General features: G+C 68.3%; 23 protein-coding genes. 16 read left to right on the top strand and 7 right to left on the bottom strand.

Annotated elements, in window-relative coordinates; all coding sequences use genetic code 11:
• The first annotated feature begins 11 nt into the window (after positions 1 to 11).
• From IEW85_RS10485 to IEW85_RS14405, 4 genes are read left to right on the top strand one after another with little or no spacing between them, the layout of a single operon-like run.
• Entirely contained in the window at positions 12 to 326 is a 315-nt protein-coding gene (locus IEW85_RS10485; RefSeq protein ID WP_373286561.1) for a lycopene cyclase domain-containing protein, read from the top strand.
• Positions 326 to 670: a lycopene cyclase domain-containing protein gene (locus IEW85_RS10480; protein WP_188685442.1), complete on the top strand. Its 345-nt coding sequence runs from the start codon at positions 326 to 328 to the stop codon at positions 668 to 670. The genes IEW85_RS10485 and IEW85_RS10480 overlap by 1 nt, the downstream gene beginning before the upstream one ends.
• Positions 660 to 1,517 (top strand): prenyltransferase, encoded by an 858-nt coding sequence (locus IEW85_RS10475; RefSeq protein WP_188685440.1) that lies wholly within the window; start codon positions 660 to 662, stop codon positions 1,515 to 1,517. Before IEW85_RS10480 ends, IEW85_RS10475 begins: the two co-directional genes overlap by 11 nt.
• A complete protein-coding gene (locus tag IEW85_RS14405; protein WP_308420883.1) occupies positions 1,436 to 1,993 on the top strand; it encodes a pyrimidine dimer DNA glycosylase/endonuclease V in 558 nt (185 codons plus the stop codon). Before IEW85_RS10475 ends, IEW85_RS14405 begins: the two co-directional genes overlap by 82 nt.
• Before the next feature lie 134 nt (positions 1,994 to 2,127).
• Here the strand turns inward: IEW85_RS14405 and IEW85_RS10465 are convergent, their stop codons facing one another.
• Both IEW85_RS10465 and IEW85_RS10460 read right to left on the bottom strand, forming a co-directional pair.
• Positions 2,128 to 4,479 carry a heavy metal translocating P-type ATPase gene (locus IEW85_RS10465; protein ID WP_373286560.1) on the bottom strand — a complete coding sequence of 784 codons (2,352 nt, stop codon included), beginning with the start codon at positions 4,477 to 4,479 and terminating at the stop codon, positions 2,128 to 2,130.
• Complete coding sequence (locus IEW85_RS10460; RefSeq protein WP_188685436.1) at positions 4,476 to 4,694, bottom strand: heavy-metal-associated domain-containing protein; 219 nt, start codon at positions 4,692 to 4,694, stop codon at positions 4,476 to 4,478. The genes IEW85_RS10465 and IEW85_RS10460 overlap by 4 nt, the downstream gene beginning before the upstream one ends.
• 82 nt (positions 4,695 to 4,776) lie before the next feature.
• Between IEW85_RS10460 and IEW85_RS10455 the strand changes: the two genes are divergently transcribed.
• Positions 4,777 to 5,076, top strand: a complete 300-nt coding sequence (locus IEW85_RS10455; RefSeq protein ID WP_188685434.1) for a metal-sensitive transcriptional regulator — start codon at positions 4,777 to 4,779, stop codon at positions 5,074 to 5,076.
• Positions 5,077 to 5,132: 56 nt separating this feature from the next.
• On the opposite strand, the gene IEW85_RS10450 is transcribed toward IEW85_RS10455, so the two are convergent.
• On the bottom strand, positions 5,133 to 6,170 hold the full coding sequence (locus IEW85_RS10450) for a YeiH family protein (RefSeq protein WP_188685432.1): 1,038 nt from the start codon (positions 6,168 to 6,170) through the stop codon (positions 5,133 to 5,135).
• A 220-nt stretch (positions 6,171 to 6,390) separates the two neighbouring features.
• On the opposite strand from IEW85_RS10450, the gene IEW85_RS10445 reads away from it, so the two are divergent.
• The 9 genes from IEW85_RS10445 to IEW85_RS10405 all read left to right on the top strand — a co-directional run bounded on the left by IEW85_RS10445 (position 6,391) and on the right by IEW85_RS10405 (position 15,856).
• Positions 6,391 to 7,227 carry a sulfurtransferase gene (locus tag IEW85_RS10445; protein ID WP_188685430.1) on the top strand — a complete coding sequence of 279 codons (837 nt, stop codon included), beginning with the start codon at positions 6,391 to 6,393 and terminating at the stop codon, positions 7,225 to 7,227.
• Positions 7,228 to 7,318: 91 nt separating this feature from the next.
• Positions 7,319 to 9,082: a nitrite/sulfite reductase gene (locus IEW85_RS10440; RefSeq protein WP_188685428.1), complete on the top strand. Its 1,764-nt coding sequence runs from the start codon at positions 7,319 to 7,321 to the stop codon at positions 9,080 to 9,082.
• Positions 9,079 to 9,837, top strand: coding sequence for a phosphoadenylyl-sulfate reductase (locus IEW85_RS10435; RefSeq protein ID WP_188685426.1), 759 nt, complete (start codon positions 9,079 to 9,081; stop codon positions 9,835 to 9,837). The genes IEW85_RS10440 and IEW85_RS10435 overlap by 4 nt, the downstream gene beginning before the upstream one ends.
• Positions 9,834 to 10,721, top strand: a complete 888-nt coding sequence (gene cysD, locus IEW85_RS10430; RefSeq protein WP_229658958.1) for a sulfate adenylyltransferase subunit CysD — start codon at positions 9,834 to 9,836, stop codon at positions 10,719 to 10,721. Before IEW85_RS10435 ends, cysD begins: the two co-directional genes overlap by 4 nt.
• Positions 10,718 to 12,124, top strand: a complete 1,407-nt coding sequence (locus IEW85_RS10425) for a sulfate adenylyltransferase subunit 1 (RefSeq protein WP_188685422.1) — start codon at positions 10,718 to 10,720, stop codon at positions 12,122 to 12,124. Before cysD ends, IEW85_RS10425 begins: the two co-directional genes overlap by 4 nt.
• Complete coding sequence (gene cobA / locus IEW85_RS10420; protein WP_188685420.1) at positions 12,121 to 12,885, top strand: uroporphyrinogen-III C-methyltransferase; 765 nt, start codon at positions 12,121 to 12,123, stop codon at positions 12,883 to 12,885. Before IEW85_RS10425 ends, cobA begins: the two co-directional genes overlap by 4 nt.
• On the top strand, positions 12,882 to 14,315 hold the full coding sequence (locus IEW85_RS10415) for an FAD-dependent oxidoreductase (protein ID WP_188685418.1): 1,434 nt from the start codon (positions 12,882 to 12,884) through the stop codon (positions 14,313 to 14,315). Before cobA ends, IEW85_RS10415 begins: the two co-directional genes overlap by 4 nt.
• Positions 14,312 to 14,632, top strand: a complete 321-nt coding sequence (gene fdxA, locus IEW85_RS10410) for a ferredoxin (RefSeq protein ID WP_188685416.1) — start codon at positions 14,312 to 14,314, stop codon at positions 14,630 to 14,632. Before IEW85_RS10415 ends, fdxA begins: the two co-directional genes overlap by 4 nt.
• Positions 14,633 to 14,686: 54 nt before the next feature.
• Positions 14,687 to 15,856, top strand: a complete 1,170-nt coding sequence (locus IEW85_RS10405; RefSeq protein ID WP_188685414.1) for an acyl-CoA dehydrogenase family protein — start codon at positions 14,687 to 14,689, stop codon at positions 15,854 to 15,856.
• Between the two features lie 166 nt (positions 15,857 to 16,022).
• On the opposite strand, the gene IEW85_RS10400 is transcribed toward IEW85_RS10405, so the two are convergent.
• The 4 genes from IEW85_RS10400 to IEW85_RS10385 are packed head-to-tail and all read right to left on the bottom strand — an operon-like array spanning position 16,023 to position 19,958.
• The gene (locus tag IEW85_RS10400; protein WP_188685412.1) at positions 16,023 to 17,111 is read right to left on the bottom strand and encodes a sulfate/molybdate ABC transporter ATP-binding protein; all 1,089 of its coding nucleotides are present in this window, start codon (positions 17,109 to 17,111) and stop codon (positions 16,023 to 16,025) included.
• 19 nt (positions 17,112 to 17,130) lie between these two features.
• Entirely contained in the window at positions 17,131 to 18,039 is a 909-nt protein-coding gene (locus tag IEW85_RS10395) for a sulfate ABC transporter permease subunit (protein WP_188685410.1), read from the bottom strand.
• A complete protein-coding gene (locus IEW85_RS10390; RefSeq protein ID WP_188685407.1) occupies positions 18,032 to 18,934 on the bottom strand; it encodes an ABC transporter permease in 903 nt (300 codons plus the stop codon). The genes IEW85_RS10395 and IEW85_RS10390 overlap by 8 nt, the downstream gene beginning before the upstream one ends.
• 7 nt (positions 18,935 to 18,941) lie before the next feature.
• Positions 18,942 to 19,958, bottom strand: a complete 1,017-nt coding sequence (locus tag IEW85_RS10385) for a sulfate ABC transporter substrate-binding protein (RefSeq protein ID WP_188685405.1) — start codon at positions 19,956 to 19,958, stop codon at positions 18,942 to 18,944.
• A gap of 199 nt (positions 19,959 to 20,157) precedes the next feature.
• On the opposite strand from IEW85_RS10385, the gene IEW85_RS10380 reads away from it, so the two are divergent.
• Positions 20,158 to 21,048: a sulfurtransferase gene (locus IEW85_RS10380; RefSeq protein ID WP_188685403.1), complete on the top strand. Its 891-nt coding sequence runs from the start codon at positions 20,158 to 20,160 to the stop codon at positions 21,046 to 21,048.
• Positions 21,045 to 21,542, top strand: a complete 498-nt coding sequence (locus IEW85_RS10375; protein WP_188685401.1) for a SufE family protein — start codon at positions 21,045 to 21,047, stop codon at positions 21,540 to 21,542. The genes IEW85_RS10380 and IEW85_RS10375 overlap by 4 nt, the downstream gene beginning before the upstream one ends.
• Positions 21,543 to 21,636: the final 94 nt, after the last annotated feature.

The raw sequence follows: 21,636 nt of genomic DNA, 5'->3' as shown, positions 1-21,636 counted from the left end.
AACTGATCAGCTTGGCATACCTCACGGCTCTTCTCGTCTCCTTCGGCTGCATGCTCCTCATCGACCGACGCTTCGGCCTGTTCCTCTTCCGGGATCCGCTTCGTGCCGCACTGGTGCTGGCAGCCGGTCTCATCTTCTTCCTCGCGTGGGACCTGGCAGCCATCTCCCTGGGAATCTTCCTCCACGGTCCGGCTCCCTATATGACCGGCATCATGTTGGCTCCGGAACTCCCCCTGGAGGAACTGGTCTTCCTCCTCTTCCTCTCGCATCTGACCATGGTCCTGGTGCTCGGGTTCCAACGCCTGTTCAGCCGAGGTGAGGCATGATGGGCGCCAACACCTACCTGGTCCTGAGTGCAGGGTTCGTCGCAGGTGCAGTGGCTGTGGCGCTTGTGGCGGCACACGTGCGCGGCAGAGCAGAACGGCCTGGACGTCTGCTTGGTTCCGCGGCCGCTGCCGCTGCCGCGCTGCTGCTGCTCACCGCCGTCTTTGACAACGTGATGATCGCCGTCGGACTGTTCGAGTACGCGGAATCGGTCATCTCAGGGCTGCGCCTCGGAATGGCGCCGATCGAGGACTTCGCCTATCCGATCGCTGCGGTCATCCTGCTGCCTTCACTATGGGTTCTGCTCGCACCCCTGCGCAGCGACAGGAGCAACAATGATCACTGACATGCTGCGCTCTTCGCGTCCCTTGAGCTGGATCAACACGGCCTACCCTTTCGCCGCCGCATGGCTGCTGAGCGGTGGAGGCTGGGAACCTGCGCTGGTGGCGGGAACCCTGTTCTTTCTGATTCCCTACAACTTCGCTCTCTACGGCATCAATGACGTCTTCGACCACGCGTCAGATATGGCCAACCCTCGTAAGGGAGGAGCGGAAGGCGCCCTGCTGGACACGACTCTGCACCGGCCGGTCCTGATCGCCAGCGTGGCGCTGGTCCTCCCCTTTCTGCTGGTCCTGGTCCCGATGGGAGGTCCCGCATCCTGGTTCATCCTTGCGGTGAGCATGCTGGCGCTCGTCGCATATTCGGCGCCTCCGCTGCGCACCAAAGAGATCCCGGTGCTGGATTCGCTGACCTCGAGTCTGCATTTCGTCACCCCCGCAGCCTATGGCGCGGCCTTGGCTGGAGCTGAGGCCAGCATGGTCCTGGTGTGCGCGTTGGGGGCGTTCCTGCTCTGGGGCATGGCCAGCCATGCCTTCGGAGCGGTGCAGGACATCGGCCCGGACCGTGAGGCCGGCATCAGTTCGATCGCTACGGCGTTGGGGGCAGCGAGCACGGTCCGCCTGGCGCTCGCCCTGTGGGCCGCAGCCGGTCTGCTGGTGCTGGGGACCGGATGGCCCTGGTCTCTGGCCGCCGTGTTGGTCGCGCCCTACCTCGTGGCAGGGGCTCCCCACTGCTCTCTGCGCGATGAGGAGGCGGACCGGGCGCACAAGGGATGGAGGCATTTCCTCTGGATCAACTACGCCGCAGGAGCTGCGCTGACCATCCTGCTGCTGCTGGGCACGGAGGTGGTCTGAGGATGCGTCTATGGTCACTCCACCCAGACCTGCTGGACCGCCAGGGGCTCATCGCATGCTGGCGGGAGTCGCTTCTCGCACAGGCCGTTCTGCTGGGCCGCACACGCGGGTACACCCGGCACCCACAGCTGGAACGGTTCCGGGATCATTCTGAGCCGGAATCAGCGATCGGTGCTTACTTGGCGCAGCTCCACGCGGAAGCGCAACGTCGAGGCTATCGGTTCGATGCGGCGCGGATCGCCCACCCTCCTGTCCCGTCGGAGCTGATGAGAGATGACCCGAGTGCTGCCCTCAGCGCCGTGCCGCAGATGAGTGTCACCAGTGGTCAGCTGGCCTTTGAACGTGACCACCTGCACACGAAGCTGGCACAGCGTTCCCCGCATCTGCTCGATGGATTCCCACAGGGTGCAGTGCCAGCAGCTCATCCGCTCTTCCTCGTGGTGGAGGGAGATGTCGAGCCCTGGGAGCGGGCATGAGCAGCCCCGGACGTGACCAGTCCCTGCGCCCTGGCTGCGCTCCAGCCATCGCTGAAGGCAGATCTCTGCCGGGTCAGCGACATCTCAACCCCGCTGTGACGCGTGAGATGTCGCCAACCCAATAGAGAATCGCCTCACGCTCCCTGGTACCGGCGCAGCCGCAGCGAGTTCGCCACCACCGACAGCGAGCTGAGCACCATCGCGAGCCCGGCCAGCATGGGGTTGAGCAGCCCGACGGCGGCCAGCGGGATCGCAGCCGTGTTGTAGAGGAAGGCCCAGAAGAGGTTCTCCCGAATGGTCCGCAGCGTCCGGCGGGAGAGCTGCACGGCGTCGGCCACTGAGCGCAGGTCCCCGCGGATGACGGTGATGTCGGCGGCGTCGAGGGCCACATCGGTGCCGGTGCCCATGGCCAGGCCGAGATCCGCCTGCGCCAGTGCGGCGGCGTCGTTCACGCCGTCGCCGACCATCGCCACGGACTGGCCCTCGGCCTGCAGCTGCTGGATGACCCGCACCTTATCGCCGGGCAGGGCCTCCGCGATCACCCGATGCACGCCCACGGCATCGGCCACACGGCGGGCCGCGCCCTCATTGTCGCCGGTCAGCAGAATGGGCTCCATGCCCAGCTTCTTCAGCTGAGCCACCGCGCCCACAGCGCTCTCCTTGACCGTGTCCGCCACGATCACCACACCGGCGAAGTGTCCATCGATGCCGACCAGCACCGGTGTGCTGCCCTGGGACTCGGCATAGCTGAGCAGCCCGCCGACCTCCGCGGGCACTTCGATGCCCTGGTCCTCCAGGAAACGACGCCGGCCCACCAGCACTGAGCGGCCGCGGACCACCCCGCTGACCCCGTAGCCCTGGTGGTTCCGGAATTCCTCGGGCACCGACAGCGTGCCGGACCGCGAACCCAGCGACTCCCGGGCGGCATTGGCGACGGCCCGGGCCACCGGGTGCTCGGAGGAGGACTCCAGCGCACCGGAGAGGCGCAGCACAGTCAGATCGTCGAAGCCGTCGGCAGTGTCGGTGCAGCCCACGCTGTGCAGCGCGGTGACCTGCATGGCCCCGGTGGTGACAGTGCCGGTCTTATCCAGCACCGCCACATCTATCCCCCGCGAGGACTCCAGCGCCTCCGGCCCCTTGATCAGGATTCCGAGCTGGGCGCCGCGGCCGGTGCCGACCAGCAGAGCGGTCGGCGTCGCGAGTCCCAGCGCGCAGGGGCAGGCGATGATGAGCACGGCGACGGCGGCGGTGAAGGCGACTTCGGCGGGTGCGCCCAGCAGCAGCCAGGCCAGCAGGGTGACCACGGCGATGACCAGCACGATGGGCACGAAGATCCCGGAGATCCGGTCGGCCAGCCGCTGGACCTCAGCCTTGCCGGACTGGGCGTCCTCCACCATGCGTGCCATCTGGGCCAGCTGGGTGTCGGATCCCACGCCGGTGGCGCGGACCCGCAGACGGCTGGACTCATTGATGGTGGCGCCGATGACGCGGTCTCCCTCGGCCACCTCCACCGGGACGGATTCGCCGGTGAGCATGGACATGTCGACGGCGGAGAACCCGGAGACCACCACACCGTCGGTGGCGATCTTCTCGCCCGGACGAACGATGAACTCGTCCCCCACGACCAGGTCCTTGATGGGGATACGGGTCTCCTCCGGCGCACCGGAGTCGCGGGGGCGCAGCACGGAGACCTGTTTGGCACCCATGGTCAGCAGGGACCGCAGGGCCTGGCCGGCGCGGGCCTTGGAGCGCTTCTCGAAGTAGCGCCCCAGCAGCAGGAAGGAGGTGACGGCCGTCGCCACCTCGAAGTAGACATTGGCCGATCCCATGCTCTCCCCGGAGACCCAATAGGGCTCGGCAAAGAGCACGAACTCATGACGCAGGTGCGGGTCCCCGGCATGGCCGAAGAGCATCGCGTAGAGCGACCAGAGCAGGGCCGCCAACGTCCCCAGAGAGATGAGGGTGTCCATCGTGGCCGCACCGCGGCGGGCGTTCAGTGCGGCGGAGCGGTGGAAGGGCCAGCCGGCCCAGAGGACCACCGGCAGGCTGAGCACCAGCGAGACCCAGGCCCAGTAGGGGAACTGCAGGGCCGGCAGCATGGCCAGCAGCACCACGGGGATGCTGAGGACTGAGGCGATGACCAGGCGCAGACGGAGCCGGGAGAGGTCTTTGTCGGCCACAGATCCACCGGTTGGCTCCTCCTCCGGGGCCAAGGGCGGCTGTGCGGTGTAGCCGGTCTTCTCCACGGCGGCGATGAGCTCCTGGACATCGGCGCCGCCGGTGATCGAGGCTTTCTCGGTGGCGTAGTTGACGGTGGCGCTGACGCCGTCGAGCTTATTGAGCTTCTTCTCGATGCGCTGGGCGCAGGCGGCGCAGGTCATGCCGCCGATCTCGAGCTCGATGTGCTGGGTTTCGGCAGACTCAGAAGCGGCAGACTGGGCAGCGGCCCGAGCGCCTGTGGAGGCGGTGTCTTCGGTACGCGTCACGGGACCCTCACCCCCTGGTATCCCGCCTCATCCACAGCAGCGAGGACGGCGTCGTCGCTGGGGGCCTCAGCTCCCAGGGTGACGAGGAGGGACCCATCGGCGGCGCTGACCTGGATCTCTCCCACCCCGGGGAGCTCAGAGAGCTCTTGTCGGATGGCCTGCTCGCAATGTGCGCAGGACATACCGGTGACCGCATAGCGGCGCGTCTCCGACATCTGAAACTCCTTCGGACGGGGTGACTGTGACATCGACACCCAATATACCCCCAGAGGGTACATTTTTATACCCCTCAGGGGTATGATCTTCCCCATGGACTCAGAGCATGGCTATATGAGCGACAAGGAAAAGTACCTCGCCCGCCTGCGGCGGATCGAAGGGCAGGCCCGCGGCATCCACCGAATGGTCGACGATGACACCTACTGCATCGACATCCTGACCCAGATCAGCGCCACGACTTCAGCACTGGAGAACGTGGCCCTGGCCCTGCTGGATGACCACCTCACCCACTGCGTGGCTCACGCCTCCGAGCACGGCGAGGACGCCGAGGAGAAGATCGCCGAAGCCTCGGCGGCCATCAAGCGCCTGGTGAAGTCCTAACGCGCGCGGCGGGCGCACTACACCGAGCAGCACCGGCCGAGACCATCAGCAGAACGTCACACCACCAGCAGCACCGCGGCCAGCGTCCCGACCCCCATCACTGCGGTGGACACACCCCCGACGACGGCGCCACGGCCGCCGGTCTTCGCCAGGTCCTTCAGGTCGATTCCCACTCCGAGGCCGAACATCGCACCGGCCAACAGCCAGGTGGCAGTCAGCGAGGCGGCATCCAAGAACCCCGCAGGCAGCGGCACCACGGAGCGCACCGCCACCATGGCAAGGAACCCCAGGACGAAGAGCGGAACCAGCGGCACGTTCGGAGCTGAGCCGGCGTCGGCGTCGCGGGCACCCCGGTCACCAACACCCCGGTCACGGGCAGCGCGCCGCCAATAGAGGGCTGAGAAGGTCAGCACCGGGGCCAGCAGGACCACGCGCCCCAGCTTGACCACGGCGGCCGTGGCCAACGCAGCAGCCCCGACCAACCCTCCGGCGGCCACCACCTGCGCCACCTCGTGCACCGTCAGGCCGATCCATACTCCGCCCTGTTCCTGAGTCAGCCCCAGCATGCCGGAGACCAGCGGAAGCGCCAGCAGAGCTGCGGTGCCATAGAGGGTGACCATCGCGACGGCGGAGGCGACCTCCTCATCTTCTGCATTGACCACACTCTGCGCACCAGCCACCGCTGATGCCCCGCAGATGGAGAATCCGGCGGCATAGAGCACCGAAGCGGCCGGACTCATGCCGATCCGGCGGGCGAACCAATGCGTGAAGACGAAGCCGATCAGCACCGTCGCCCCGATCAGCACCAGAACCGGAACGCCCAGGGCGAGGATCTCCGGGACGGCCAGCTGCAGCCCCATCACCACGATCCCCAGGCGCAGCAGCGGCTTGGTGGCCCGCTGAACGCCGGGGCGGACCGCAGGACGGAACAGCCCGAGGTTGCGCAGCAGCAGTCCCAGCACCAGAGCGATGAGCAGAGCGCCCACTGCACTCTGGATGCTCCCCAGCAGCAGCGCCGCCGTGGCCACCGCGGCCAGCAGGATCCGCCCCGGAAGCCGACGGACTCCCGGACTGCCGGCATCCTGGGAACTCACTCGGCCACTTTTCCTTTCTGCGGAGGAAGATGATGCGACACGGCCCCACCCAGGACCGGCGCCCTTCAGGATAGTCGCCCGCCGCTCTTAGCCCCGCACCACTCACAGGGGGGTCCGCGCCCCAAGACCGCACCCACACCGCATCGATGACGCAGCCACCGACCCCGTCACATAAGTTCACGCGATCATTCACCATCCTCAGGACCACTAGCCTGCAGACATGACCGCCCCCGCCGTCACCATCACCGCCCCAGCCCTCCGCGAGCTCCAGGACTCCGGCGCCCCGCTGGCCGTGCTGGATGTGCGGTGGCGCCAGGACCGCCCCGAAGGCCTGCCCGACTATCTGTCCGGGCACATCCCGGGAGCGATCTTCGTGGACCTGGACTACGAGCTCGCAGACCCTTCGCGGGCACCGCAGGAGGGAAACCACCCGCTCCCCTCGGCCGGCGCCTTCCAGGAGACGCTGCGCCGGTGGGGCATCACGCAGGAGCACACCGTGGTGGTCTATGACGATCTGAAGAACCTCTCCGCCGCCCGCGCCTGGTGGCTGCTGCGGGCCGCGGGCCTGAGTGAGGTGCGCATCCTCGACGGCTCGCTGCGCGCCTGGACCTCAGCCGGATATCTGCTCTCCACAGAGATGGAGTTCGCCGAACCCAGCGAGATCAGCATCAGCCTCGGCCACCTGCCCACCGCCCACGCCGAGGAGGTCGCCGCCCTGGGCAGTCAAGACACCCTCCTCGACGCCCGGCCGGGAAGCCGCTACAGAGGCATCGATGACCCGCTGGCCGAACGGCCCGGACACATCCCCGGTGCGATCAGCGCTCCGACGGCGGCGAACACCGACAGCACTGGTCACCTGCTGACTCCGGAAGAGATCCGCGAGCGCTACGCCGCCCTGGGAGCACCCCCGGGCAGCCGTGTCCACGTCTACTGCTTCTCCGGGGTCCACTCCGCCCATTCGGCGCTGGCGCTGACCAGCGCGGGCTACGAACCGGTGCTCTACCCAGGCGGATTCGGCCAGTGGAGCCGAGATCCCCAACGCCCGGTGGAGCGCTGACAGCCTCGGGGTCGCACTCGCCCGACCGCGAGGATGAACTTTGTTTACGAACAAATTCATAAGTTCATTCATGGTCTTCTAGAGTGGCCGCATGGCCTCACTCACACCCACCGAGACCGCCGACGCCGCACCCAAGCGTCCGGCCCGACCGTCCAAGCGCCCCAACGGCCAGTGGAAGGTCGACGGGACGGACCCGCTGAACCACAACGAGGAGTTCAAACAGGCGGACAACGGCCTCAACGTCCGCGAGCGCATCGAGCAGATCTACTCGAAGCAAGGCTTCGCCTCCATCGAGCCGGATGATCTGCGCGGCCGCTTCCGCTGGTGGGGCCTCTACACCCAGCGCCGCCCCGGCGTGCCGGCCGGTGCCCACACCTCGCTGCCGCCCGAGGAGGTGGACGACGAATACTTCATGCTGCGGGTCCGGATCGACGGCGGCGCGCTGACCACCGAGCAGCTGCGGACCATCGGCGAGCTCTCCCGCGACTACGCCCGCAACACCGCCGATGTCACCGACCGGCAGAACATCCAGCTGCACTGGGTCAGGGTGGAGGACGTCCCCGAGATCTGGCGCCGCCTGGAAGCCGTCGGCCTCGGCACCACTGAAGCCTGCGGCGACACCCCGCGCGTCATCCTGGGGTCTCCGGTGGCCGGCATCTCCGCCGATGAGATCATCGACCCCACTCCGGTGATCCAGGAGATCTCGCGGCGCTACATCGGCGACGACACGCTCTCGAACCTGCCGCGCAAGTACAAGACCGCGATCACCGGCCACCCCAGCCAGGACGTGGTCCACGAGATCAACGACTTCGGACTGGTCGGCATCGACCACGCCGAGCACGGCCCCGGCTACGACGTCTGGGTCGGCGGCGGGCTGTCCACCAACTCCCGGCTGGCCGAGCGCCTGGGCGCCTTCGTCACCGAGGCGGAGGCCCCCGAGGTCTGGCAGGCGGTCACCCAGGCCTTCCGCGACTACGGCTACCGTCGGCTGCGCAATAAGGCCCGGCTGAAGTTCCTGATCAACGACTGGGGCGCCCAGAAGTTCCGCCAGGTCATCGAGGACGAGTACCTGGGCTACCGGCTCAAGGACGGCCCGCCCGCGCCGGCGCCTTCCACCCCCGGGGACCACGTGGGTGTCCACCCGCAGAAGGACGGACGCTACTACATCGGAGCCGCCCCCGTGGTGGGACGGGTCGACGGCGAGCTGCTGATCCGTCTGGCCGAACTGCTGGAGGCTCACGGGTCCCACCGGCTGCGCACCACTCCTCACCAGAAGATCGTGGTGCTGGACATCGCGGCAGAGCACATCGACTCGGTCAAGGAAGGCCTGAAGGCACTGGACCTGGATCCCGAGCCCACTGTCTTCCGCCGCTCCACGATGGCCTGCACCGGCATCGAGTACTGCAAGCTCGCCATCGTGGAGACCAAGGTGACCGCCCGCCAGACCATCGAGCAGCTGGAGACCCGCCTGGCCGACGTCGCCGACCAGCTGCCCGAGCGCCTGACCCTGCACATCAACGGCTGCCCCAACTCCTGCGCCCGGATCCAGACCGCGGACATCGGGCTGAAGGGGCAGCTGCTTCCCGACGACGACGGCGAGAAGACCCCCGGCTTCCAGGTCCACCTGGGCGGCGGACTCGCCTCCAGCGACCGGGAGGACCCGGGCCTGGGCCGCACCGTGCGCGGGCTGAAGGTCACCGCAGACGGCCTGGTGGACTACAGCGAAGCTCTGATCCGTCGGTACCTGCGCACCCGCAGCAGCGCCTCAGTGACCTTCGCCGAATGGGCCCATCGGGTGGACGAGTCCCACCTCCAGCTGGAGGACCCGGAAGAGCAGGAAGGGAGCCGAGCATGACCATCTACCCCACCCCGGAGCAGCAGACCGCCTCGGAGCAGCAGACAGAGACGGCAGAGCTGCGTGCCCTGGCTCAGTCCGGCGCGGAGGCACTGGACTGGGACGCCCGAGCCGAGGACGTCATCGCCTGGGTCGCCGCGAACTTCCCCACCCGTGAGGTCGCCGTCGCCTGCTCCATGCAGGACGCTGTGCTGCCGGCCTTGGTGGCCGAACAGATCCCCGGCGTGGACGTGCTGTTCCTGGAGACCGGCTACCACTTCGCCGAGACCATCGCCGAGCGCAACGAGGTCGCCCGCGCCCTGGACGTGAACATCGTGGATGTGACGCCCAGGCTGACCGTAGCCGAGCAGGACGAGAAGCACGGCAAGGACCTCTTCGCCTCTGATCCGGCCGCCTGCTGCCGGATGCGCAAGATGGAGCCGCTGGCCGAGGCTCTGACCGGCTATAGGCTCTGGTTCACCGGAGTCCGCCGCGATGAGGCCCCCACCCGGATCGACACTCCCCTGGTGACCTTCGACGAGCTGCACGGGCTGATCAAGGTCAACCCGCTGGCCACCTGGAGCTTCGATGACCTGGTCAGCTACTCCCACGAGCACAGCGTCCCGGTGAACCTGCTGCTGGAGAACGGATACCCCTCCATCGGCTGCCAGCCCTGCACCCAGCCCGTCGCCCCCGGAGAGGACCCGCGGTCCGGCCGCTGGGCCGGCTCCGGCAAGGTCGAATGCGGCATCCACACCACGGAGGCCACCTCATGAGTTCACTGGCACGGCTCGAGGCCGAATCCATCCACATCATCCGCGAGGTGGTCGCCGAGTTCGACCGCCCCGCCATGCTCTTCTCCGGCGGCAAGGACTCTGTGGTCATGCTGCACCTGGCCGCCAAGGCCTTCCACCCCGGACCCGTCCCCTTCCCGGTGGTCCACATCGACACCGGCCACAACTTCGAAGAGGTCATCGACTTCCGCGACCGCACCGTCGAGCGGCTGGGCCTGCGCCTGGTGGTCGGCTCGGTCCAGGAGCTCATCGACTCCGGTGAGCTGCAGGAGCGCGCCGACGGCACCCGCAACCCGCTGCAGACGGTGCCGCTGCTCAACACCATCCGGGACAACCGGTTCGACGCCGTCTTCGGCGGCGCCCGCCGGGATGAGGACCGGGCACGAGCCAAGGAGCGGATCCTCTCGCTGCGCGATGAGTTCGGCCAGTGGAATCCGCGCAGCCAGCGGCCCGAGCTGTGGAACCTGTACAACGGCCGGCACACCCCCGGCCAGCATGTCCGGGCCTTCCCCATCAGCAACTGGACCGAGCTTGATGTGTGGCGCTACATCGCCGCCGAGGGCATCGAGCTGCCCCCGCTGTACTACGCCCACCACCGGCAGGTCTTCCGCCGCGACGGCATGATCCGCGCCGTCGGGCCCCACAGCCTGCCCACCGAGGAGGAGCCTGTGGAGACCATGCAGGTGCGCTACCGGACCGTGGGCGATATGTCCTGCACCGGCGCCGTGCTCTCCGAGGCCACCACCAATGAACTCGTCCTCCAGGAGGTCGCCGCCGCCACGGTCACCGAGCGCGGAGCAACCCGTGCCGATGATCGGCTCAGCGAAGCCGCCATGGAAGACCGCAAGAAGGACGGTTACTTTTGATCACCCCGAACTCAGACCAGACCGGCTCGCTGTTCCGGCTGGCCACCGCCGGAAGCGTGGACGACGGCAAATCCACCCTGGTGGGCCGCCTGCTCCACGACGCTCAGGCCATCCTCTCCGACCAGCTGGCCTCAGTGGCCCGCACTTCGGCCGAGCGCGGCTTCGACGCCGGCGAGGCCCCCGGTCAGAGCGACCGTGGCGAGCTGGCGGAGCAGCCGCTGGACCTCGCGCTGCTGACCGACGGCCTGCGCGCCGAGCGCGAGCAGGGCATCACCATCGATGTGGCCTACCGCTACTTCGCCACCGACCGGCGCAGCTTTGTGCTGGCCGACTGCCCCGGCCACGTGCAGTACACCCGCAACACCGTCACCGGCACCTCCACCGCCGATGCCGTGGTGCTGCTGGTGGATGTGCGCAACGGTGTGGTGGAGCAGACCCGCCGGCACCTGGCTGTGGCCACGCTGCTCCGCGTGGAGCATGTGATCATCGCGGTCAACAAGATCGACGCCGTGGACTACTCCGAGGAGGCCTTCCGGGCCGTGGAGCAGGACATCCGCGCCGTGGCCGCCGAGCTGGGCAGCCCGGATCCGCGGGTCATCCCGGTCTCAGCCCTGCACGGGGACAACGTGGTGACCGTCTCCGACCGCACTCCCTGGTACCGCGCCCCGGAGCACCTGGGCCAGGCTCTGCTCCCCATCCTGGAGGAGCTTCCCGACGCCGACACCTCGCTGCGCAGCGAGGAGCCGCTGCGGCTGCCGGTCCAGACCGTCATCCGCCCCCACCAGGACTACCGCGGCTACGCCGGGCAGATCGCCTCCGGCTTCCTCCAACCCGGGGACCGCGTGCGCCTGCAGCCCGGCAGCCACATCACCGAGGTGACCTCGGTGGAGCGCACCGAGCTGCAGACCCAGCTGGCGGGCGGCGAGGGCATGCCCCAGCTGGCCACCCCCGGCGAGTCGGTCACCATCCAGCTCGCCGGAGAGTTCGACGCCGCCCGCGGCACCCTGATCACGGATCCGGAGCGTCCCGCCGCGGAGCTCGACGAGCTGACCACCCGGGTGGCCTGGCTGGCCGACAGCCCGCTGAAGCCCGGGGCCCGGGTGCTGTTCAAGCACGGCACCGCCACCGTCAAGGCCCTGGTCACCGAGATCCACGACCGTCTGGACCTCAGCACGCTGACCTCCGAGGCCGCCGAGGAGCTTCAGCTCAACGACATCGGCACCGTGGAGGTCAAGCTGGCCTCCACTCTGCCGGTGGACGACTACTCGGTGTCCAAGCGCACCGGAGCGGCCCTGCTGATCGACCCCACCGACGGCAACACGTTGGCAGCCGGCATGATCCGCGTCCCCGAGCCGGAGGAGGAGCCTGAAGCTCAGAGTGATGAGGAGTGGCTGTCATCATGAGCACCGTCTCCCTCATCGGCGGCGGCCCCGGAGAGGAGTCGCTGATCACCGAGCGCGGCCGGGAGCTGCTGCAGGCGGCCGACGTCGTCGTGGCCGACCGGCTGGGCCCCCGCGGGCTGCTGGAGGACCTCGCACCGGAGGTGGAGGTCATCGACGTCGGGAAGGCCCCCGGGCATCACAGCACTCCGCAGGAGCAGATCAACGCGCTGCTGGTGGAGCACGCGCTGGCCGGACGGACGGTGGCGCGACTGAAGGGCGGTGACCCCTTCATCCTGGGCCGCGGCTCCGAGGAGCGCGAGCACTGCCGGCGCTACGGGATCGAGGTGGAGGTGGTCCCCGGGATCACCTCGGCGATCTCAGTTCCGGCCGCGGCCGGCATCCCGCTGACCCACCGGGGGATCTCCCGCGGATTCACCGTGGTCACCGGCCACGAGGACCTGGGTGTCATCCCCCGGGCCGAAGGGCATACCCTGGTGATCCTGATGGGTGTGAAGACCCTGCGCCGCACCGCCACCGCGCTGATGGTCAACGGCTTCGCCGCCGAGACCCCCGTGGGGATCGTGGAGGCCGGCTGGACCCCGCAGCAGCGGGTCACCCTGGGCCGGCTGGGCGACATCGCCGATCTGGCGGCACAGCGTCAGGTGGCCAACCCGGCGGTGATCGTGGTCGGTGAGGTGGTCACCCTGGCCGACCACTGGGCTGAGCTCTACCAGCCCGCAGCAGACCTCGCACACACAACGACTTCGCAAAGGCAGCCATGACTGATCGGACACTTCGCATCGCCGTGATCGGCGCCGGCCCCGCCGGTGTCTACGCAGCAGACATCCTCTCCCGCTCCGAACAGGGCGAGCATGTGGAGATCGACCTCTTCGACCGCTACCCCGCGCCCTTCGGGCTCATCCGCTACGGCGTGGCCCCGGACCACCCGCGCATCAAGGGGATCGTCAAGGCCCTGCACAAGGTCATGGAGCGCGGCAAGATCCGCTTCATCGGCAACGTCGACTACGGCACCGACCTCACCCGGGAGGATCTGCAGCGCCACTACGACGCCGTCATCTTCTCCACCGGAGCCATCGACGACGCCGCGCTGAACATCCCCGGCATCGAGCTGGACGGCAGCTTCGGCGCCGCAGACTTCGTCTCCTGGTACGACGGCCACCCCGACTACCCGCGCGAATGGCCGCTGGATGCCCAGAAGGTCGCCGTGCTGGGCAACGGCAATGTGGCCCTGGACGTGGCCCGGGTGCTCTCCAAGCACGCCGACGACCTGCTGGAGACCGAGATCCCGGACAACGTCTACCAGGGTCTGAAGTCCTCGCCCGTCACCGATGTGCACGTCTTCGGCCGCCGCGGCCCCGCCCAGGTGAAGTTCACCCCGCTGGAGCTGCGCGAGCTGGCCCACTCCAAGGACGTGGACATCGTGCTCTACGAGGAGGACTTCGAGTTCGACGAGGCCTCCGATGAGGCCATCAAGACCAACAACCAGGTCAAGACCATGGTCAACACGCTGGCCAACTGGCTGGTGGAGCAGGAGGAGCGGACCGAGCCGGCGTCGCGCCGTCTGCACCTGCACTTCCTGCACTCCCCCGTGGAGATCGGCGGTGACACCGACAGTGGCCGTGACGGCAAGGTCAGCGGCATCCGCTTCGAGCGGCAGGAGCTCGACGGCAGCGGCAACGTCCGCGGCACCGGCGAGTACGTGGACTACGACGTCCAGGCCGTCTACCGGGCCATCGGCTACTTCGGCAGCCCGCTGGCAGAAGTGCCCTTCGACGCCGAGCGCGGCGTCATCCCCAACCAGGCCGGCCGCGTCGTCGACGAGAACGGCGAACACCTGACCGGCATCTACGCCACCGGCTGGATCAAACGCGGCCCGGTGGGCCTGATCGGGCACACCAAGGGCGACGCCTCCGAGACCATCGGATGCCTGCTGGAGGACCTGCCCAGTCTGCCCGCACCGGCCGAACCGGGGGTCGACGTCGTGGAGCTGCTGGAGTCCCGCGGAGTGGAGCCCACCTCCTGGGACGGCTGGATCGCCCTGGACGCCCACGAGCGCTCCCTGGGCGAAGGCTGGGGCGAGCTGCCCGACGGCGGCATCCGCGAACGCGTGAAGGTGGTCCCGCGCGAGGAGATGGTCCGCGTCTCCCGCGCCCTGGAGACTGTGGACGCGGCCGGGAAGGCTGACCGGTGACCTACATCATCGCCCTGCCCTGTGTGGATCTGAAGGACAAGGCCTGCATCGACGAATGCCCGGTGGACTGCATCTACGAGGGCGAACGTTCCCTCTACATCCACCCGGACGAATGCGTGGACTGCGGTGCCTGCGAACCCGTCTGCCCCGTGGAGGCCATCTATTATGAGGATGATCTTCCCGAGGAGTGGTCGGAGTACTACCGGGCCAACGTCGAGTTCTTCGACGACGTCGGCTCCCCCGGCGGTGCGGCCAAACTCGGTCTGATCGAGAAGGATCACGAGGTCATCGCCGCGCTCCCGCCCCAGGAGAGCTGAGGCCCGAGCGCCTCGTCATCCACCGCTGTGCCGTCCTGTTATGAGAGGTAGTCGATGTTCCCTGGTTTCTACGAGGAGATCCACGAGGAGTTCCGTCAGGTCGTCCGGGAATTCGTCACCCGTGAGGTCTCCCCACACTATAGGCAGTGGGATGCGGACCATATGATCGACCGCGCCCTGTGGGAGAAGGCCTCCGAGAACGGGCTGCTCGGCCTGGCCGTGCCCGAGGAGCACGGCGGCATGGGGCTTCAGGACTACCGGTTCCGGATGATCATCGACGAGGAGCTGGCCCGCGCCGATGCCCTCGGCGTGGCCCTGGCCCTGCACCTGCACGACGACTGGGTGCTGCCCGCGGTGCTGCAGTTCGGCACTGAGGAGCAGAAAGCCGGGTGGCTGCCCCGATTCATGGACGCCTCCTTCGTCACCTCCGTGGCCTTCACCGAGCCCGGCGCCGGCTCCGACCTGCGCGGCGTGCGCACCAAGGCTGTGAAGCAGGAGGACGACAGCTGGATCCTCAGCGGCCAGAAGACCTTCATCGGCAACGGCATCTCCGGCGACGGCGCACTGGTGCTGGCACGGACCGACGGCTCCGATGTGAAGGAGCGCGGATCGGCGTCGTCGTTCAGCCTGTTCCTCGTCCAGAAGGAGGACAACCTGGGCTACCGGCCCGGCTCCCAGCTGGAGAAGATGGGGCTCAGAGCCTCCGACACCGCCGAGCTGTTCTTCGACGAGGTCCACATCCCGGCCGAGAACATGATCGGGGCCGAGGGGAAGGGCCTGGAGATCGCCAAGTCGATCCTGCCCCAGGGCCGGCTGGCCGTGGCCGCCGCAGCCACTGTGGTCGCCGGCGAGGCGCTGCGCCAGACCATCAGCTACGTGGGCGAGCGCCAGGCCTTCGACGGCCCGCTGACCCAGTTCCAGAACACCCGCTTCCAGCTGGCAGACCTGCAGACCCGCTTGGAGGTCACCCAGCGCTACATCGCCGCAGCCGTGGACGCCCACAACGCCGGCGAGCTGGACGTGGTCGCCGCCTCCAAGGCCAAGCTCTGGGCCGCTGAGGAGGCGAAGTCCGCCGTGGACACCTGCCTGCAGCTGCACGGCGGCTACGGATACATCCTCGAGTACCCCGTCGCCCAGGCCTACCTGGCGGTGCGGCTGCTGACCATCTTCGGCGGCACCAGCGAGATCCTCCGCGAGACCATCGCGGGGGATGTGCTGGGGTGAGCTGCTGCGGCGTCGGCGTCGGTCGCGCGGTTCCAAGCCCGGGAGGCTGGGGTTTGATCAGATACGCGCGGAATTCCTGCCGAATCGGCTCGAGTTCCGCGCGTATCTGATCACACTCCGCTCGCAAGCAGGACAGAGTGACCCCACCCGGACCGCCGACCGGCACTCACGCAGAGACGAGGGCGGGTTCTCGGGCTGCGGCTCGGTGGGCGGGGCGGAGTTCGGCGTCAGGGTGCGGGGCCACGGTGACCCGGTCCCCCGGGTTCAGGCCCAGCCCACGGGCCTCGGTGCGGGTCAGCTGCACGTGGACCGGGGTCGGCTGCACCGGACCCTGCGCCGTGGCGTCGAGCGTGACCTCCAGGCGGATCTCGAAGCCCACGCGGTTCCAGCGCGTGATCTCCCCGGAGTGCACCCAGCCCAGTTCCGAACCACCCAGCCCGGAGGGCCCGACGCCGGCCGCTCCCCCTGCGCCGGACGCCTCGGAGATCTGGGCTTCCGGGACGATCCGTACGTCGTGGGGGCGCAGCATCGCCTCGCCCAGCTGTGTGGTCTCGCCGATGAACTGGAAGACGAAGTCGCTGGCCGGGTGGTCGTAGATCTCCTCCGGCGTACCGACCTGCTCCACGATCCCCTCGTTGACCACCACGATGGTGTCGGCCACCTCCAGGGCCTCCTCCTGGTCGTGGGTGACGAAGACGCTGGTCACGTGGACGTCGTCGTGGAGGCGGCGCAGCCAGTCGCGCAGCTCCTTGCGGACTTTGGCGTCCAAGGCCCCGAAGGGCTCATCCAGCAGCAGCACCGAGGGGTCGATGGCCAGCGCCCGGGCCAGGGCCATGCGCTGTCGCTGACCCCCGGAGAGCTGGGAGGGCATCTTATGCCCGTGCTGGGAGAGCTGGACCAGGCTCAGCAGCTCCTCCACCCGCTCCCTGATCTGGGCCTTGGGCACTTTGCGGATCTCCAGGCCGAAGGCCACGTTCTTGGCCACGGTCATGTGTTTGAAGGCCGCATAGTGCTGGAAGACGAAGCCGATGTTGCGCTTCTGCGCCGGCAGCACAGTCACGTCCTGCCCGTCGATCTGCACCGTCCCGGTGTCCGGGGACTCCTGGCCGCCCAGGATGCGCAACAGCGTGGTCTTTCCGGAGCCCGAGGGCCCCAGCAGCGCGGTCAGCCCGCCGGAGGGCACCGAGAGGGTGATGTCCTTCAGCGCGGCAAAGTCCCCGTAGCTCTTGTTCAGTCCCTGGATCTCGATGCCCACGGCAGTCTCCTCTACAGCTCTATCGCTTCTCAGACGGTCGGAGGATGGTCACGATGACCAGTGCGGCCACTGCGATCAGGGCCAGCAGGAAGCCCACCGCATAGGCGTGCCCGGTCTCGAATCCCTGGTGCAGGCGCTGCACGGCGATCGTGGCGGTCTCGGTCTGGCCCACCACGCCCCCGGAGACGATCACCACGGCGCCGAACTCGCCCACGGCCCGGGCCAGGGTCAGCACGATCCCATAGGCCGCCGCCCAGCGGATGCTCGGCAGGGTGATCCGACGCAGCACCTGGAAGCCGCTGGCGCCCAGGGACTTCGCCGCCATCTCCTGCTCGGTGCCCACCTCCTGGAGCACCGGCACCACAGCCCGCAGCACCAACGGCAGCGAGATGAAGGTGACCGCCAGAACGATGCCCGGGAAGGAGAAGATCAGCCGGATGCCCAGGTCGAACAGCGGCCCGCCCAGCACCCCGTGGATGGGCCCGTAGGCCAGCAGCAGGGACAGCCCGACGACGATCGGGGACACCGAGGTGGGCAGGTCCAGCAGGGCCGAGAGCGCCCGCTTGCCGGGAAACTCGTAACGGACCAGCAGGATCCCCACGGTGATCCCGAAGACGGTGTTGAGCACCACCGCCCAGGCCGTGGCGGCCAAGGTCACCTGCAGGGCGTACTGGATGGCCGGGTCCTGCAGCGCGGAGACCAGGTAGTTCTCCCCGGAGAAGAAGGTCTCCTGGACCACCCGCCACAGCGGCCAGCCCACCAGCAGGAACAGATAGACCACCACGAGCAGCTGGCGCAGGTTCAGTCCCCGGCCCAGGTCATCACGGATGGTCCCCTCTGCGCCGGTGCGCTGGGCAGGGGTGCGCAGCGCAGAGGCTCCCCGGGCGGCGTCTGGCTGGGCGGCGTCGGGCTGGGCTGTCTCAGGCATGCCGACTCACCCTCCGGGAGATCAGGTCCAGGACGAGGATGGCGCTCAGCGCCACCAGCAGCAGGAAGACCGCCACCGAGGCCGCGGCCGCCGTGTTGTCCACCTCGATATAGGACTGGATGCGGATGGGCGCACCCTCGGAGACGTTGGGCCGATTACCGGTGAGCAGCACCAGCGCACCGAACTCCCCGACGCCGCGGGCGAAGGACAGCGTGGCCCCTGCGGCGATGGCCGGAGCCAGTGCGGGCAGCACCACGCGACGGAAGTTGGTGGCCCGGGTGGCGCCCAGAGATTCGGCGGCCTGCTCGACCTCCTCATCCATGGCCATGAGCACCGGCTGCACGGTGCGCACCACGAAGGGCAGAGTCACGAAGAGCACCGCCAGGAACACCGAATAGGGGGTCCCCAACACGTCGATACCCACCGGACTGCCCGGACCGTAGAGGCTCAGCAGCACCAACCCGGCCACCAGCGAGGGCAGGGCGAAGGGGATGTCGATCAGCAGCTCGATCAGCCGCTTGCCTGGGAAGCGGTCGCGGACCAGCACCCAGGCGATCAGCGTGCCCATCACGATGTTCACCGCCGTGGCCGCGGCCGCCGCGGTCAGGGTCAGCCGGATGGCGTTGGCGGTCTGCTGGTTGGTCAGCACCTCCCACATGTAGCCCAGCCCGTGCTCGCCGGCGGCCACGAAGACCAGGGCCAGCGGGATGAGCACCAGCAGGCTGAACCACAGGACGCTGACGCCCAGTGCGGCGGAAGCCGGCAGGTTCAGCGTGGTGCGCAGACCACGGCCGCGCCGGCCGGACCCGACGCCGCGCCCGCGTCGGGAGGTGGCCTGTTCCGGGGCGGAGGCCCGGCTGTCCGGCGCGCTGGAAGGAGAGGTGGTCGGAGTCATGGCAGCCTCAGTTCAGTCCTGACCCTTCGATGATCTCGGTGATGGTCCCGTCCTCGTCGAAGAAATCGTCCACCACCTGGTCCCAGCCGCCGAGATCCTCGTCGATGGTGGCCAGCCGCTCAACCTCCGGGAAGGGGTCCGAGGGGTCGCCTGCGCCCTCGATCTCCCCGATCTCCGCCTCATCGGCCGCATAGTCGATGGGCCTGAAGCCGAAGTCAGCGTAGATCTCCTGACCGGCGGGGCTCACGGCGAAGTCGAGGAACTCGCGGGCCTCCTCCGGGGCCTCCTCGGTGACCGCGGCGGCGTTCTGGATGAGCAGCGAGCGGTCCGGGACGATGTAGTCGTACTCCTCCCCCTGCTGCAGGCCCAGGATGGCCTCGTTCTCATAGGAGAGGAGGACATCGCCGGTGCCGTCCAGGAAGGAGGTGGTGGCGTCGCGCCCTGATCCGGGGAAGGCCACGATGTTCTCCACCACGTCTTCGGTGAACTCGTCGGCTTCCTGCTCGGTGCCGCCGGCCTGGATCTGGGAGAGGTAGGCGGCCAGGATGTTCCAGCGGGCCGCCCCGGAGGACCCGGGGTTGGGGGTGACCACTTCGACGTCTTCGCGGACCAGGTCCTCCCAGTCGGTGATGTCATCGGGGTTGCCCTCGCGGACCACCAGCACCACCACAGAAGTGGTGACGTGGCCGTCCCAGGCGTTGTCGTTCCAGTCCTGGGCCACCAGGCCCTGGTCGGCGAGCCGGCTGACATCAGGCTCGATGGAGAAGTGGACGAAGTCGGCGGGCTGGCCGTTTCCCACGGCTCGGGACTGGTCTCCGGAGGCTCCGTAGGACTCGGCCTGGGCGAGGCCTTCGCCGGCAGATGTCTGAGTGAAGGCGTTGAACACTTCACTGTTGGCCTCGGCGGGGGAACCATAGCCGACGACGTTGAGCTGGTCGCCGGCGCCCATGCAGCCGGTCATCAGCACAGCGGACCCTGCGGCCGCGGTGAGGCAGGTCCACCTGCGGGTGCCCGCTGTAGCCATCGCTGCCGTCCTCTCTGCTGATGATCCGTGTCCGCCTGGCGTTCACGCTAGAGGAAAACGGAGGGCCGTCACAGCACTCGTGTTACAAAAGTTCATAAATGTTCATGCATTCATTCCTGCGCTCCTCCTGTGGCAGATTGGAGGATCGAGGGCGGTGGAAACACCTCGCGCCGACTCCTGTGTGAAAGGAAGAGAAAAGATGTCGAAGGACTTCTCCCAGTACTCCAACCCTGAGGCTCTGGTCTCCACCGAGTGGGTGGCCGAGCACAAGGATGACGAGAACGTCGTGCTGCTCGAGTCCAATGAGGATGTGCTCCTCTACGAGACCGGCCACATCCCCGGCGCTCACAAGATCGACTGGCACACCGACCTCAACGACCCAGTGACCCGCGACTTCATCGACCCCGAGCAGTTCGCGGCCTTCGCCTCCAAGCTGGGCATCACCCCGGAGTCCACCGTGATCTTCTACGGAGACAAGTCCAACTGGTGGGCCGCCTACGCCCTCTGGGTCTTCACCCTGTTCGGCCACAAGGATCTGCGCCTGATCGACGGCGGCCGCCAGAAGTGGACCGACGAGGGCCGCGAGCTCACCACCGATGTGCCCACTCCCACCCCGTCCACCTACCCGGTCCCGGCCACCCGTAACGACGCCGAGTTCCGCGCCTACCGCGAGGACGTGCTGGGCTCAATCGGCAAGGCGCCCCTGGTGGATGTGCGCTCCCCCGCCGAGTACACCGGTGAGGTGACCTCCGCACCGGGCTTCGAGGACAAGGAAGGCGCGCTGCGCGGCGGCCACATCCCCACTGCCGCTTCGGTGCCGTGGGCCCGTGCCGCCAACGAGGACGGAACCTTCAAGTCCCGCGAGGAACTGGAGGCCATCTACCAGGAGGAGGCCGGCGTCGGGAAGGCTGATGAGGTCATCGCCTACTGCCGCATCGGCGAGCGCTCCTCCCACACCTGGTTCGTGCTGCAGCACCTGCTGGGCTACGACAAGGCGCGCAACTACGACGGCTCCTGGACCGAGTGGGGCAACGCAGTGCGTCTGCCCATCGTGGTCGGTGAGGAGCGCGGCGAGGCACCGGCACGGTGACTTCGCAGAGCACAGCAGCTCAGACCGGCGGGGCGGCCGGGGCCAGTGCGGCCCAACCCAGCGCGGCCGCCGCCGCCCCGCTGGCTGAGATCTTCGAGGAGTTCCGGGCAGTCCCTGATCAGCAGCGGCTGAAGCTGCTGCTGGACTACGCCAACCGGCTGCCCGAGCTGCCGGAGGCCTACCGCGAGAACTTCCACCAGATGGACGAGGTTCTCGAGTGCCAGACTCCGCTGTTCCTGGCCACGGAGTTCCGCGATGAGGACCGCACGGCTGAGTTCTTCTTCGCCGCGCCGGAAGAGGTCCCGACCACCCGCGGCTTCGCCTCCATCATCCAGCACGGGTTGAGCGGGCAGAGCTATGACGCGATCCTGGGCGCCCCGATGGACATCGGCGAGCAGCTGGGCATGGGACGGGTCATCGCGCCGCTGCGGCTGCGCGCGGTCAGCGCCATGTTCGGCCGGGTCCGCCGCAGCGTGGAGGGCCACATCAGCTGAACCACAGACCAGGGGTGGGGCTCGGCCGGAGCTGGGCGGCCCGGGCCGGGTCTCACCTCGTATCTCGCGTGCGGGGTATCTCGCGTGCGGGCGC

The organism is Nesterenkonia cremea, assembly GCF_014642675.1.
Classification (GTDB): Bacteria; Actinomycetota; Actinomycetes; order Actinomycetales; family Micrococcaceae; genus Nesterenkonia; species Nesterenkonia cremea.
The sequence above is the reverse complement of the archived record's forward strand: the minus strand, read 5'-3'. Positions and strand labels throughout refer to the sequence as shown.